The organism is Aquitalea palustris (genome assembly GCF_003693445.1).
Taxonomy (GTDB): Bacteria; Pseudomonadota; Gammaproteobacteria; order Burkholderiales; family Chromobacteriaceae; genus Aquitalea; species Aquitalea palustris.
In genome coordinates, this window is record NZ_RFAR01000012.1 from 22,197 (window position 1) to 37,174 (window position 14,978).

The window sequence follows — 14,978 nt, forward strand, 5'->3', positions numbered from 1 at the left end:
GCGGCGGCTTTGTTTTAGCGGAGCAGATGGCTTTAGGGTTTGGCCAGTGGCTGCAAGGCCCAATCGAATACCGGTTTGAAATCGGCGGCCATGGAGCGGGCCATGCTGGCGGTGATGTGGTTTTTGTCCTGATAGCGGATGTGGCCGTTCTGGCTGGCGTAGCAGGTGGTGGCATCGCAAAAATGGTCGAAACCATCCCAGATGCGTACATTGGGCGCCTGGCTGGCCACCTGGCGCAGCATGGCCACTACGTCGGCGCGTTCTGCCTCGGCTTGCTGGCGGCTTACATTGCAGGCGGCAGCACCCAGCCGGATCACGCATTCCGGCGGCGAGCGCTGCATTTCCGGCTCGGGCAATACCAGCACCAGCTTCAGCCCCAGTTGCTGCAGATAGGCGGCATTGCGTTGCAGCGCTTGTTGCAGTACCGCCAGCGAGGTGATGCGATCCAACGGTGCCACACCCACCTGTTTGCCCCATACGCTGTCTGGCATGCCGTTCTGCCCGGTGGCCAGCACGGCAATGCTGTTTTCACCCGGTTTATTGAGCGCGGCATAGCCACTCCAGCGCACATTCATCAGCACACCGCTGACGCCCTGTTGCTTGAGTTGCGGCAGTTCGTCCCGCACCGCACGGGAGAAGTTGGTGCACCAGCTGCGCAGCTTGCCCTCACCCACCGGGGTGACATCCGGCAGCGGTGGGCAACCGTGGTAGACCCGGCGCAGGATGGCAATGTGCTGTTGCTGTGCCAGGGTTGCATACAGCGGCATCAGGTGATCGGTGTGCGAATCGCCCCAGGCCAGTAGTCGTACCGGGCCGTTACGCTGGCCTTCCACGCACTGCGCCACCGGTGACAAGGGCAGGCCGTCTTTGGGCATGGCGCAATTGCCATGCATGGCCATGGCATCGCCCTTGGCCTGCAGCAGTGCCTGATGGCCCGACCACGGCGCGCGTGGCAGCAGGAACATGGCGGCATTACCCAGCAACCACATCCCTACGATCATGGCAAAGCCGCTCCACAGCGTGGCCTTGGTGGCGGTGAAGGCGCGCAGTTTTTTCTGGCGGATGGGCTGCTCGACATAGCGATAGCTCAGCCAGGCTAGCAGCAAGGCCAGCACGCCGCCCAGCAGCAGGTCGCGCGGCAGGCTGCGTTCGCCCAGTCCCCAGTAGCGGCCCAGTGCCAGCAGTGGCCAGTGCCACAGATAAAAGCCATAGGAGAGGATGCCGATGTCGGTCCAGGGCCGGCGTGCGGCCAGGCGGCTGACGGTATTGTCCGCATTCAGCTGGCCACCCAGCAGAAACAGCACACTGCCCAGCACCGGCAATAGCACGATGACGCCCGGAAACACCATGGCTTCGTTCAGGCCCAGCACCGAGCCCAGCAGCAACAGCAGGCCGACGCCGCTAGCCAGCGCGGCATGTGGTTTCCAGCTCACAGGCAGCGGGGTGATGGCCAGCAGGGCACCAGCGGCGAATTCCCAGGCGCGGGTGGGCATCAGGTAAAAGGCGCGCGGGGTTTCGTGATAGGACAACCACAGACAGTAGGCTAGCGACACGGAAAAAATCAGCCACAGCAAGGGTGGCAGGCTACGTGCCACCTTGTCTGGCTGACGGCCATTCAGGTGGTACAGCCCCCACAAGATGAAGGGCCAGGCCAGGTAATATTGCTCTTCCACCGCCAGCGACCAGGTGTGCAGCATGACCGTGAGGTCGGACGCGGAATTGAAATAATCAAAGGCATGCTGCAGGAAATGCAGGTTGGCCGACAACAAGGCCACGCCACGGATTTCCCGGCCCAGCTTGTTCTGGTCGTCAGGCAGCAGCACAAAGTAGGACAGCAGCAAAACCACGCACACCACCAGCAGCAAGGCCGGGCCCAGACGGCGAAAACGCCGGGCATAGAAGGCCTTGAAGTCGATGCGCCCCTGGCTGAGCAGTTCCTGCCGCAGCAAGCCACTGATCAGGAAGCCGGAAATAACAAAAAAGATATCCACACCGACAAAACCACCGCCAAAACCAGGCACACCGATGTGGAACAGCACCACGGCCAGCACGGCCAGGGCGCGCAGGCCATCAATATCAGGGCGGTAACTACCGGCATTGACGCTGGAACTGAGGTGAAGGGACATAATAAAAGTGGCAGCACCGGACAAGCAGCAAGCTGGCGCGATCTGCATCGATCCGCCGTGATGTTGAACAAAGTGCGCAGACAGTAAAAGAGCCGCACATTGTATAGCGCCAGCACGCAAGGTAAAAGCCTGAAAATTCCTGCAAAACACGTAAAGCCAGGACTGTTCTTGCGGAACAAGCTGACGACTAGCCGGCGGTGATTGCACGGCATATTTGTTAAGTTTTTTGAAAGAATGGCAGCGCTGCCTGCTTAGCTGGTATACCTGCCATTCTTATTTGCCGCCGGATGCCACCATGCGCTTTGCCATTACCCTGACCGACCGCTTCAAGGTGCTGCTGGACATTGCCTTGCAAGCCGGCTGGCAACCCTTGAAGATTTTCACTTCTCCGCTGGATGGCAAGATCCATGACAACCGCCAGGTGATCGAGCAGGCGGCCCGGCTGGGCATTCCCGTGCAGCTGTCGCCCATCACCGAGGCCGATCTGGCCGCGCTGGCAACGCAAGGCTGTGAAACCTTGCTACTGGGCAGCTACGACTGGCGGGTGCCCAACTGGCGGCCCCATCTGGCCCATGCAGTGAATTTCCACCCTTCGCCGCTACCGGAAGCTCGCGGTCCGTTTCCGCTGGTGCGGGCGATTCTGGAGCAAAGGGCGGAGTGGGGAGTGAGCTGCCATGTAGTGGAGCAGGATTTTGACAGCGGTGCGCTGCTGGACCAGCAACGGTTTGCCATGGCGGCGGACGAAACGCTAAACACGCTGGAGTGGAAATGCCAGCTGGCGCTGGAGCAGTTGGGCCGCCGCGTCATCGCTGATTTCACCAACGCCTGGCAACAGGCCAAGCCGCAAGAGCAAGGCAGCTACTGGCCACGCTGGAGCGAGGCCGAGCGCATGCTGGACCTGAGCGGCCCGCTGGCTAGCATCCAGCGTCAGTTGCGCGCCTTTGGCGACATCAACTGCCAGGCCGAAGCCAATGGCGTGGGCTTTGTGGTGCATCGTGCGCAAGGCTGGCTGGAGACTCATTCCTTCAAGCCCGGCACGCTGGTGCGCAGCGTGGACCTGTCCATGCTGTTTGCCGTGGCGGACGGCTTTCTGGTGATCAGTGAATGGAGCGTGCAGGCGCCGGGGATGGTGAGCGGTCGGCGGCCGTTCTGAGCCTCACCCGGCCGGCCGTCTCATGCAAAACAGCCCTTGCGGGCTGTTTTGTGTTGGGTCAGGCCTGGCATCACCACTTGCCGCCCAAGGCAGACACCAGTGCCACGCTGGCGGTGTACTGGCGGTTTTTCACGCTCCATAGCGTAGTTTCGGCACTGATGCGGCTGTTTTGCGCCGTCAATACATTCAGATAACTCACCACGCCGGCACGGTACTGGTTCTGGGTAATGCCTTCCGCTCTTTGCGCGGCCTGCAGCGCAGACTGCTGGTATTGCGCCTCTTCCTGCAATAGCGACTGCGCTGACAGATTATCCTCCACCGCCTGGAAAGCACTCAGCACGGTCTGGCGATAGCTGGCCACACTGGCATCGTAGCTGGCGATGGCGGCTGCGGTCTGGGCCCGGCGCAAGCCACCGTCAAACAGGGTAAGCGCCAGTTGCGGCCCCAGGCTCCAGATGCGATTGGGCAGGCTGACCCAGTCGGCAAAGCTGCTGCCCTTGTAGCCAGCACTGGCGGACAGGGTAAGCGTGGGGAAATAGGCTGCTTTGGCGATGCCGATTTCGGCATTGGCCTCGGCCACTGCCCGTTCGGCGGCCGCAATATCCGGTCGACGTTCCAGCAAGGTGGAGGGCAGGCCCGGCGGCAATTGCGGCAAGTGTGGCAGGGCCTTGCTGGCCGGCAGCGCGAAGCTGGCCGGTGCCACGCCCAGTGCGGCGGCAATGGCGTGCTCGAGCTGGGCGCGGCTCAATTGCTTGTCCACCCGTGCCGCCTGGGCGGTTTTCCAGCTGCTTTCGGCCTGGGCCACGCTGTCATCCGACACCATGCCCACGGCAAACTGATTACGGGTCAGTTGCAGGTTTTGCAGCAGATTGGCCTCGCTGTCCTGCAATTGCCTGAGCTGCACATCGGCCACCACCAGTTGCAGATATGCCGTGGCCAGCTGCGCCTGGCTGCTCAGGCGGATGGATTCGAGCTGGGCCGCACTGGCGGCTTCCTTGGCACTGCCCGCCTCCACGGCACGGCGTACCGTGCCCCACAGGTCGACTTCCCAGCTGGCCGTGGCGGCCAGATTGTATTGATTGCTGACATTGCCACCGGCGGTGCTGACGCCGTGGCTCTTGCTGGCGGTGACGCCAAGCGTGGGCCACAGGCTGGCCTCGGCCTGATCCAGCAAGGCGCGGGCCTGGCGGTAATTGGCCTCGGCCTGGGCAATGGTGGGACTTTGCCGGTTGAGGGTGTCCATCAGGCTATCGAGCTGCGGGTCCTGGTAGACGGTCCACCAGTCACCACGCGGGCTGGCGTCTTGCGGGCTGGCACTCTTCCAGCGGCCGTCTTCCTTGTAGGCCGCGGGGATATCCATCTTGGGCTTGGTGTAGTCGGGGCCGATGGCGCAGCCAGCCAGCACCATGGCCATCAGGCAGGCGGCCAGCGCCGGTCGCGTGGATAAAGCAGTCATGCGCGTCATTCCTTGTGTCCTGCAGCAGCTTGCGCCCGTGCGCTGTCGCGCCATTGCTGGCACCACAGACGGAAACGGTCCAGATAAAGGTAAACCACCGGTGTGGTGTAGAGGGTCAGCAGCTGGCTGAGCAGCAAGCCACCCACGATGGAAATGCCCAGCGGCGTGCGCATCTCGGCACCGTCGCCATGGCCCAGTGCCAGCGGCAGTGCGCCAAACAGCGCGGCCAGCGTGGTCATCATGATCGGCCGGAAGCGCAGCAGGCAGGCTTGCAGAATGGCCTCGTGCGAACTCAGGCCCTGTTCGCGCTCGGCGCTGAGGGCAAAGTCGATCATCATGATGGCATTTTTCTTGACGATGCCGATCAGCAGCAGCACGCCGATCAGCGCAATGATGTTGAACTCGCCACCAGTCGCCAGCAGGGCCAGCAAGGCTCCCACCCCGGCCGAGGGCAGCGTGGACAGGATGGTCAGCGGATGCACCACGCTTTCGTACAGCATGCCCAGCACGATATACACCGCCACCAATGCCGCCAGGATCAGCATGGGCTGGCTATCCAGCGAATCCTGAAAGGACTTGGCCGTGCCCTGGAAGCTGCCGTGTATCGACGAAGGCAGGCCGATTGCGGCGGTGGCCTTGTCGATGGCTGCCGTGGCATCGGACAACGAGGTGCCCGGCGGCAGGTTGAAGGATAGCGTGGTGGCGGCAAACTGGCTCTGGTGGTTGACCGATAGCGAGGTATTGGTCGCCTCCCAGCGGGCAAAGGCCGACAGCGGAGTCGGGCTGCCGGATGGCGTCTGCAGATAGATGCTGCGCAGGCCTTCCGGGTTCTGCCAGAACTGCGGCGCCACTTCCAGCACCACATGGTACTGGTTGAGCGGATTGTAAATGGTGGAAACCTGACGCTGGCCAAAGGCATCGTTCAGCACCGCGTCGACCTGCGACTGGGTCAGCCCCAGCCGGGCCATGGCATCGCGGTCAAAGGTCAGCGTGGTTTGCAGGCCCTTGATTTCCTGGTCGCTGCTGATGTCGGCCAGCATGGGCAGCTTTTGCAGCGCCTGCTGCACCTTGGGGGTCCAGCTGCGCAAGGCGTTCAGGTCATCGCCCTGCAAGGTGTACTGGTACTGGGCATTGGCCGCCCGGCCGCCGATGCGGATATCCTGCACCGACTGCAAGAACAGCTGTGCCCCCGGCTCGCGCGCCAGCCGCTTGCGCAGGCGGGCGATCACCTGGTCGGCCGTTTCCGTGCGTTCACCCAGCGACTTCAGGCTGACAAACATATTGGCGGTATTGCGCTGGCCGCCACCGGTAAAGCCGATCACCTTGTCCACCGCCGGGTCCTGCCCCACCACGTCGATAAAGCGCTGCAGCTTCTGCTGCATGGCCTGGAAGGAAATGCTCTGGTCGGCCTTGATCATGCCGGTGAGGCGGCCGGTATCCTGCTGCGGGAAAAAGCCCTTGGGCACGATCACGTACAAATAGACATTCAGGGCAATGGTGGCACCCAGTATCAGCATCATCAGCGGGCCGTGGCGCAAGGCCCAGCCCAGACTGCGCCGATAGCCGGCCAGCATGCGCTCGAATACGTTTTCGCTCCAGCGGAACAGCCGGCCCGGCGGCCGTTCGGCATGCGGTTTGAGCCAGCGGGCACACAGCATGGGGGTGGTGGTGAGCGACACCAGCAACGACACCATGATGGCCACCGACAAGGTGACGGCGAACTCGCGGAACAGCCGGCCGATGATGCCACCCATCATCAGGATGGGAATGAATACCGCAATCAGCGAAATACTCATCGACAGCACGGTAAAGCCCACCTCGCGCGCACCCTGCAAGGCGGCCTGCAGCGGTTTCATGCCGTTTTCGATATGGCGCGAGATGTTCTCCAGCACCACGATGGTATCGTCCACCACAAAGCCGGTGGCAATAGTCAGTGCCATCAGGCTGAGATTGTTGAGCGAAAAACCGCTCAGATACATCACCGCGAAGGTGCCTACCAGCGACACCGGCACGGTGATGGCGGGAATGGCGGTGGCACGGCCATTGCGCAAAAACAGGAAGACCACCAGGATCACCAGCGCAATGGAAATGACCAGCGAACGCTCCACCTCGGTCAAGGAGGCGCGGATGGTGGAGGTACGGTCCATCACCACCTGCATCTTGATGGCAGCGGGAATCGACGCCTGCAGCTGTGGCAACAGCGCATTCACCCGTTCCACGGTTTCGATGATGTTGGCACCGGGCTGGCGGAACAGGATGATCATCACCGCCGGCTGCTTGCCCAAAAGGCCGGCATTGCGCACGTCCAGTACCGAATCCTTCACCTCGGCCACGTCCGACACCCGCACCGCCGCACCGTTTTGATAGCTCACCACCAGCGGCAGATAGTCGCTGGCCTTGCCAGCCTGATCATTGGCCTGCACCTGCCAGTGCCGTTGTTCGTCTTCCAGATAGCCCTTGGGCCGGTTGGCATTGGTGCTGGTGATGGCTGCGCGCACCGTTTCCATGCCGATGCCGTAGTGGTTCAGTTGCAGCGGGTTCATTTCCACCCGCACCGCCGGCTGCGCTCCGCCGCCGATATTCACATCGCCAATACCCTCCACCTGGGCCAGTTTCTGGCCGAGGATGGAATCCGCCGCATCATACATCTGGCCACGGGTCAGCGAATCGGAGGTGAGGCCGATGATCATGATCGGTGCATCGGCCGGGTTCACCTTGCGGTAAGTCGGGTTGGACGGCATGCCGGTGGGCAGTAACGAACGGGCGGCATTGATGGCCGCCTGCACATCGCGCGCTGCGCCGTTGATGTCGCGGTTGAGGTCGAACTGCAAGGTAATGCGGCTGGACGCCAGCGAGCTGGACGAGGTGATTTCGGTCACCCCGGCAATACGCCCCAGCGCCCGCTCCAGCGGTGTGGCCACAGTGGCAGCCATGGTTTCCGGGCTGGCGCCGGGTAGCTTGGCACTGACCGAGATGGTGGGAAAGTCCACCTGCGGCAAGGGCGATACCGGCAGCAGCTTGAAGGCCAGGAAACCCGCCAGCAGGATGGCCAGCGTCAGCAGCGTGGTGGCAATCGGCCGCCGGATGAAGGGTTCGGACGGAATCATGCCCCGGCCTCATCTGCCGCGGTTTCCGGCGGGCGGCGGAAACGCCGTGCCAGCCGGTCGAAGGCCAGGTAGATCACCGGCGTGGTAAACAAGGTCAGCACCTGGCTGACCATCAGGCCGCCCACCATGGTGACCCCCAGCGGCGAGCGCAGCTCGGAACCCATGCCGCCCCCCAGCATCAGCGGCAGCGCGCCCAACAGTGCCGCCATGGTGGTCATCAGGATGGGACGGAAGCGCAGCAGGCAAGCCTGGTAGATGGCATCACGCGGGCTCATGCCCTGCTCGCGCTCGGCCTCCAGCGCGAAGTCGATCATCATGATGGCGTTTTTCTTGACGATGCCGATCAGCAGGATGATGCCGATGATGGCAATCACCGACAGATCGTTGCCGGACACCAGCAAGGCCAGCAAGGCACCAATACCGGCCGAGGGTAGCGTGGACAAGATGGTAATGGGATGAATATAGCTCTCGTACAGCACGCCCAGCACGATATACATGGTGACGATGGCCGCCAGGATCAGCCACAGCGTGTTGCTGAGCGAAGCCTGGAAGGCCAGCGCCGCCCCCTGGAACTTGGTATCGAGGCTGGCCGGCATGCCCAGATCGGCCTCGGCCTGTCGGATGGCCTCCACCGCCGGCCCCAGTGCCGCCCCCTTGGCCAGGTTGAACGACACCGTGGTGGTGGGGAACTGCCCCAGATGGTTGATGGTGAGCGCGGTGGGGCGCTCCTCGATGCTGGCCACGGTATCCAGCGGCACCGGGCCGCCACTGGCGGTAGGCACATAAATGCCCTTGAGCGACAGCGGGCCACGCTGGCTTTGCGCATCCACTTCCAGCACCACGCGGTACTGGTTGGTCTGGGTGAAGATGGTGGAAATCAGCCGCTGGCCGAAGGCATCGTACAAGGCATTGTCGATGGCGGCGGTGGTCACCCCCAACCGGGCGGCCGCGTCACGGTTGATGTTGACGTAGGCCTGCAAGCCCTTGTCCTGCAAGTCGCTGGCCACATCCGCCAGCTCCGGCAATTGATTCAGCTTGTGCACCAGCTTGGGCACCCACAGCGACAGGTCGTCCGGGCTGGTGGCCTGCAGGGTGAACTGGTACTGGGTGCGGCTGACGCGGGTGTCGATGGACAAATCCTGCACCGGCTGCAGATACAGCGACATGCCCGGCACATCAGCCGCGTGCTGCTGCAAGCGCGCCAGCACGGTGCGGATATCATCGCGCTCGGCCTTGGGCTTGAGATTGATCTGCAGCCGGCCACTATTGAGCGAAGCATTATTGCCATCCACCCCGATAAACGACGACAGGCTGTCCACCGCCGGGTCTTTCAGCAAAACCTCCGCCAGTTGCTGCTGCTTCTGCGCCATGGCCGAGAAGGAAATGGTTTGCGCCGCCTCGCTGCTACCCATGATGGCGCCGGTATCCTGCAGCGGGAAAAAGCCCTTGGGCACCGCCATGTACAGCAAGACCGTCATGACCAGTGTTCCCACCGCCACCAGCAAGGTGAGCTTTTGCCGCTCCAGCACCCAGCTGAGCATCTGGCCGTAACGGGCAATGATGCGGTCGAAGAAGGCACCGCTGGCGTGGTAGAAACGGCCCTGTTTTTCCTCCGGCACATGCTTGAGCAGGCGCGCGCACATCATCGGCGTCAAGGTCAGTGAAATGAAGGCAGAAATCAGGATGGACACCGCCAGCGTGATGGCAAACTCGCGGAACAAGCGCCCCACCACATCACCCATGAACAGCAGCGGAATCAGCACCGCAATCAGCGAAAAGGTGAGCGAGATGATGGTGAAGCCGATCTGCTGCGAGCCCTTCAGCGCTGCCGCCAGCGGTTTTTCGCCCTCCTCGATATAGCGGGCGATGTTTTCGATCATCACGATGGCATCGTCCACCACAAAGCCGGTGGCAATGGTCAACGCCATCAGCGTGAGGTTGTTGATGGAGAAACCGGTGAGGTACATCACGCCAAAGGTGCCGACCAGCGACAAGGGCACGGCCACCGCCGGAATGATGGTGGCCGGCACATTGCGCAGAAAGACGAAGATCACCATCACCACTAGCGCAATGGCCAGCAGCAGTTCGAACTCGACATCTTCCACCGAGGCACGGATGGTGACGGTGCGGTCACTCAGCACTTTCACATCCACCGCACCGGGCAGGCTGCCTTGCAATTGCGGCAGCAGTGCCTTGATGCGGTCGGTTACCTGGATGACATTGGCACCCGGCTGGCGCTGCACATTGAGGATGATGGACGGCGTGTTGCCAGCCCAGGCGGCCAGCCGCAAGTTTTCTGCGGCATCCACCACCCGCGCCACATCGCGCAGCCGCACCGCAGCACCGTTCTGATAGGCCACGATGATGCTTTTGTATTCCTCGGCCGATTTCAGCTGGTCGTTGCCATCCACGGTGGAAGCCTGCTGCGGGCCATCAAAACTGCCCTTGGCCTGATTCACATTGGCATTGCCGATGGCGGTGCGGATGTCCTCCAGCGTCAGGCCGCGTGCCGCCAGCGCCTTGGGATTGCTCTGGATGCGTACCGCGGGACGTTGTCCACCACTGAGGCTGACCAGCCCCACTCCCGGCACTTGCGATAGTTTTTGTGCCAGACGGGTATCGACCAGGTCTTCCAGCTGGGTCAACGGCAGGGTGTCCGAGCTGACGGCAATGGTGAGGATGGGCGTGTCGGCCGGGTTCACCTTGTTGTAGATCGGCGGATTGGGCAGGTCGCTGGGCAAGAGATTGCCAGCCGCGTTGATGGCAGCCTGCACTTCCTGCTCGGCCACATCCAGCGTCAGCTCCAGGCTGAACTGCAGGGTGATCACCGAAGCACCACCGGAGCTGGTGGAGGTCATCTGACTCAGGCCGGGCATCTGGCCGAACTGCCGTTCCAGCGGCGCGGTAATGGACGAGGTAATGACTTCCGGACTGGCCCCCGGGTACTGGGTCACCACCTGGATGGTGGGATAATCCACCTCGGGTAGCGCCGATACCGGCAGCAGCTTCCAAGCGACGATGCCGGTCAGCAGGATGGCCAGCATCAGCAAGGTGGTGGCCACCGGCCGCAGGATGAACGGACGTGAGGGATTCATACCGTATTCCTGGGCTTAGTTAGAGTCAGAGGCATGCTGGCGCTTGCCGCTCCAGCCGCCACTGGCATCGTGCTGGCGGTGCTTGCCCTTGCCTGCTCCCTCGTTGCTGCCGGCCTGTTGCGCCGCACGGTCGATCACCTTGATCTGGGCACCGTCACGCAGCTTGTCCAGCCCGTCCACCACCACTTTCTGTCCGGGCTTCACTCCTTCTTCGATAATGGTGTTGTCGCCCGATACCGCCCCCAGCTTCACCTTGCTGATGCTGACGGTCTGGTCCGGATTGACGGTATAGACATAGCTGCCCACCTTGCCCAGCTGCAAGGCTACACTCGGCAGCAGCGTGGCTCCGCTCTGTACACCCAGCTGCAAATGCACGTTGACAAACTGGTTGGGGAACAGCGCCTCATCGGCATTGGCAAAGCGGGCCTTGAGATTGACCGTACCGGTACTGGTGCTCAGCTGGTTGTCGATGGCCAGCAGTTCGCCATCGGCCAGCTTGTGGCGGTTATCGCGGTCCCAGGCTTCCACCTGCAATTTGCCCTTGGCAGCACGGGCTGCCGCCAGCACCTGGCTGAGGCTGACCTCGGGAATGGCAAACACCACATTGATGGGCTGGGTCTGGGTAATCACCACCACGCCATTGGTGTCGCTGGCATGCACGATATTGCCCGGATCGACCTGGCGCAGACCGGCGCGGCCGGCTACGGGGGCGGTCACCCGGCTGTAATCGAGCTGCAGACGGGCATTGGCCACAGCGCCCTGATCCAGCTTCACCGTACCCTGATACTGGCGCACCAGCGCTTGCTGGGTATCAACCTGCTGCTTGGCAATGGAGTTCTGGGCCTGGAGCTGCTGGTAGCGTGCCAGATCGAGCTGGGCGTTTTGCAGCAAGGCCTGATCACGCAGCAACTGGCCTTCGACCTGGGTCAGGGCGGCCTGATAGGGACGCGGGTCCAGTTCGGCCAGCAGCTGGCCTTTCTGGACGGGCTGCCCCTCTTCAAAATGCAGGGCCATCAGTTGGCCATCCACCCGGCTGTGCACGGTAACGGTATTGGGCGAGTTCACCGTGCCCAGCGCCCCCAGCTGCAAGGGCGCATCCTGCCGGCTCACCGTGGCCACTGCCACCGCAATCGGCCCGCCGCCTTTGCGCTGCTGTGCGCTGGCGGCATCTGCCGCCGCCGTGCGATGACTGTTCCACCACCACCCGCCCGCCGCCAACACCAACAACAGCAGGGAAACATTGCGCAGGGTATGCGTGGACTTGGCAGCGGTATCGGACATGATGGATTTCCGGGATACGCCCCTGACAACAAGCCAGGAGCGGTCAGCAGTAGTAAACAGGGCAGCAGGCCCACCCTAGAACAAGTGGCGATGATAGGCAATCGACATGACACTGCCTATAGCCAACATGTTTATAGATGTTAATCGGCGTGAAGCAATCACGCCAGCCAAGGCCGGCCGGCGCTGCCAGCGGTGTGACCACTGCGGAGTGACATGCAAATAAGGCATGGCAGACCTGTAGTCACCAACAAAAAAAACCGCCCTGCATGGCAGGGCGGGATAGTGATTTGCATTGCAGAATGCGCTGGAGGCAGCTGCCGTCTAGAACAGCAACTCCTTGACGTTCTCTACTGCATCCTTGGCTGCAGGCGCATTCGGATCCTTGGCCGTCGCATCATCTACCGCAGCATCCGAGGCATTGCTGCCAGGCACCGTGCCGTGATTGTCGATCTTCAGCTCAGGGTTGGTTTTCTGGAACTCTTCATAGTAGTACTCGTCGCCACCGCGCTGGCCAGCACCTGGCTTCACCACGATGCCTGCCGGTACCGGCAGCTCCACCTCGGGCACGCCCTTGAGCGCATTGGCCATGTAGTTCATCCATACCGGCAAGGCCGCCGTGCCGCCATAGCCGTAACGGCCCAGCGAGCGCGGCTGGTCGTAGCCCACCCAGGTGGCCGCTACCAGGTTGGGATTGAAGCCGACAAACCAGGCATCTTTCCAGTCGCTGGTGGTACCGGTCTTGCCGGCCAGATCCATGCGCCCCAGGCTCATGGCCTTGGCCGCCGTACCATAGCGCACCACGTCCTTCAGCATGGAAGTCATGATGAAGGCGTTACGCGGATCGATGGCCTGGGTGGCGTTCTGCCCGGCCACTGCCGGCTGGGTCTTGGCCAGCACATGACCGGATTGGTCTTCGATACGATCAATAAAGAAGGCCTTGATGCGGTAGCCACCATTGGAGAACACCGAATAACCCTCGGCCATCTGCAGCGGCGTGGCCGCACCGGCACCCAGCGCCATGGTCAGATAGGCCGGATGCTGCTTGGGCGAGAAACCGAAGCGCTGGATGTATTGCTGGGCATAATCCGTCCCCACCGCCATCAGCAACCGTACCGACACCAGGTTCTTGGACTGGGTCAGCGCACGACGCAGGCTGATCAGACCGGCAAACTTGCCATCGTCGTTCTTCGGCTCCCAGCTGGGCGAACCGGGTGCGCCCGGCACCGTCAGCGGGGCATCATTGAACAGAGTGGATGGGGTAATGCCACGCTCGATGCCAGAAGAATAAATAAAGGGTTTGAAGGTGGAGCCGGGCTGACGCCAGGCCTGGGTCACGTGATTGAAGCTGCGACGGTTGAAGTCGAAGCCGCCCACCAGCGACTTGATGGCACCGCTACGCGGATCCATCGAGACAAATGCCCCTTCGACATCCGGCATCTGTACGATTTCCCAATAGCCTTTTTCATGGGCACGCACCCGGATGACAGCACCGCGACGGATCTGCTTGTCGGCTGCCAGCTTGGGATTGAGCGCACGACGGGCAAACTCCAGCCCCGCCCCCTTGATGACCGCCACCTTGCCGCCACGCATATAAGCGCGCACTTCAGCCGGGCTGGCCGACAAGACGATAGCCGCCTGCATGTCGCCGCTGTCGCGAATTTCAGACAGTGCATCATCCAGTGCTTCGGTCTGGTCTTCCCCCTCAGCCGAGGCCAGGTCGATATAGCTCTCCGGTGCGCGATAACCCTGCTTGCGATCAAAGTCGAGCAGGCCGGCACGCAGCGCGTCATAGGCCCATTGCTGGTGGTGACTGTCCAGCGTGGTGTACACCTTGTAGCCCTCGGTGTAGGCCGCATCCTTGTAGCGCTCGTACATGGCCTGACGCACCATTTCCGCCACATACAGGGCTGGCTGGTTGCTATCGACCGTGGCGCTGGCCAGCTGCAGAGGCTCTTTTACGGCAGCGTCATATTGATCTTGCGTAATGAAATTGAGCTCACGCATGCGTCGCAGCACATACTGCTGACGCAGCCGGGCACGGTCAGGATTGACGATGGGATTGTAGGCCGAAGGTGCCTTGGGCAAACCGGCAAGCATGGCCATCTCGGCCACGCTCAAGTCGGTGATTGGCTTGCCGAAATAAGCTTGTGCCGCAGCAGAAAAACCGTAAGCGCGCTGCCCAAGATAGATCTGATTGAAGTAAAGCTCGAGAATCTGATCCTTGGAAAGCGTATGTTCGATTTTGAAAGCGAGCAAGGCTTCATTAAACTTGCGCGTGAAAGTCTTTTCACTGGACAGGAAGAAGTTCTTGGCCACCTGCATGGTGATGGTACTGGCACCGGAACGGGCATGACCGGACACCAGATTGCCGACGGCAGCGCGCATGACCCCGACGTAATCCACGCCGCTGTGCTGGTAGAATCGCTCGTCTTCGGCAGCCAGCAAAGCCTGTTTCATCAGTTGCGGGACTTCATGGATGCGCGCAAAAGAGCGCCGCTCCTCGCCAAACTCACCCAGCAACTGGCCATCTGCCGAGTAGACGCGCAGTGGAATTTTTGGACGGTAATCCGTCAGCACATCAAGACTTGGCAAACGCGGGTAGGTTATGATGATCGCAATGGCTGCCGCACCGGCTGCCAGAACGGCCCCACCAATAACCAGACCGGCCAAAATCGCAAGAAGTCGTTTGAACATAATTACAAATAGGCTTTCGGAAGAAAGCGGATTATAACGTCTTGTGGGAATAAGCAAGACAAACAT

At 61.8% G+C, this 14,978-nt stretch carries 7 protein-coding genes; 1 reads left to right on the plus strand and 6 read right to left on the minus strand.

Features of this window, described 5'->3' with window-relative positions:
- Positions 1–32: 32 nt before the first annotated feature.
- Positions 33–2,126 (minus strand): acyltransferase family protein, encoded by a 2,094-nt coding sequence (locus EAY64_RS04010; RefSeq protein ID WP_158604604.1) that lies wholly within the window; start codon positions 2,124–2,126, stop codon positions 33–35.
- 295 nt (positions 2,127–2,421) lie between these two features.
- Here EAY64_RS04010 and EAY64_RS04015 point away from each other — a divergent pair, with 295 nt between their 5' ends.
- Entirely contained in the window at positions 2,422–3,279 is an 858-nt protein-coding gene (locus EAY64_RS04015) for a formyltransferase family protein (RefSeq protein ID WP_147456172.1), read from the plus strand.
- 70 nt (positions 3,280–3,349) lie between these two features.
- Here the strand turns inward: EAY64_RS04015 and EAY64_RS04020 are convergent, their stop codons facing one another.
- From EAY64_RS04020 to EAY64_RS04040, 5 genes are all read right to left on the minus strand, one after another.
- A complete protein-coding gene (locus EAY64_RS04020) occupies positions 3,350–4,735 on the minus strand; it encodes an efflux transporter outer membrane subunit (RefSeq protein ID WP_199734382.1) in 1,386 nt (461 codons plus the stop codon).
- 5 nt (positions 4,736–4,740) lie between these two features.
- A complete protein-coding gene (locus EAY64_RS04025) occupies positions 4,741–7,842 on the minus strand; it encodes a multidrug efflux RND transporter permease subunit (RefSeq protein WP_103523506.1) in 3,102 nt (1,033 codons plus the stop codon).
- A complete protein-coding gene (locus EAY64_RS04030; RefSeq protein ID WP_103523507.1) occupies positions 7,839–10,937 on the minus strand; it encodes an MdtB/MuxB family multidrug efflux RND transporter permease subunit in 3,099 nt (1,032 codons plus the stop codon). Before EAY64_RS04030 ends, EAY64_RS04025 begins: the two co-directional genes overlap by 4 nt.
- Positions 10,938–10,952: 15 nt before the next feature.
- Positions 10,953–12,218, minus strand: a complete 1,266-nt coding sequence (locus EAY64_RS04035; RefSeq protein WP_103523508.1) for an MdtA/MuxA family multidrug efflux RND transporter periplasmic adaptor subunit — start codon at positions 12,216–12,218, stop codon at positions 10,953–10,955.
- Between the two features lie 321 nt (positions 12,219–12,539).
- Entirely contained in the window at positions 12,540–14,978 is a 2,439-nt protein-coding gene (locus tag EAY64_RS04040; RefSeq protein WP_233566464.1) for a penicillin-binding protein 1A, read from the minus strand.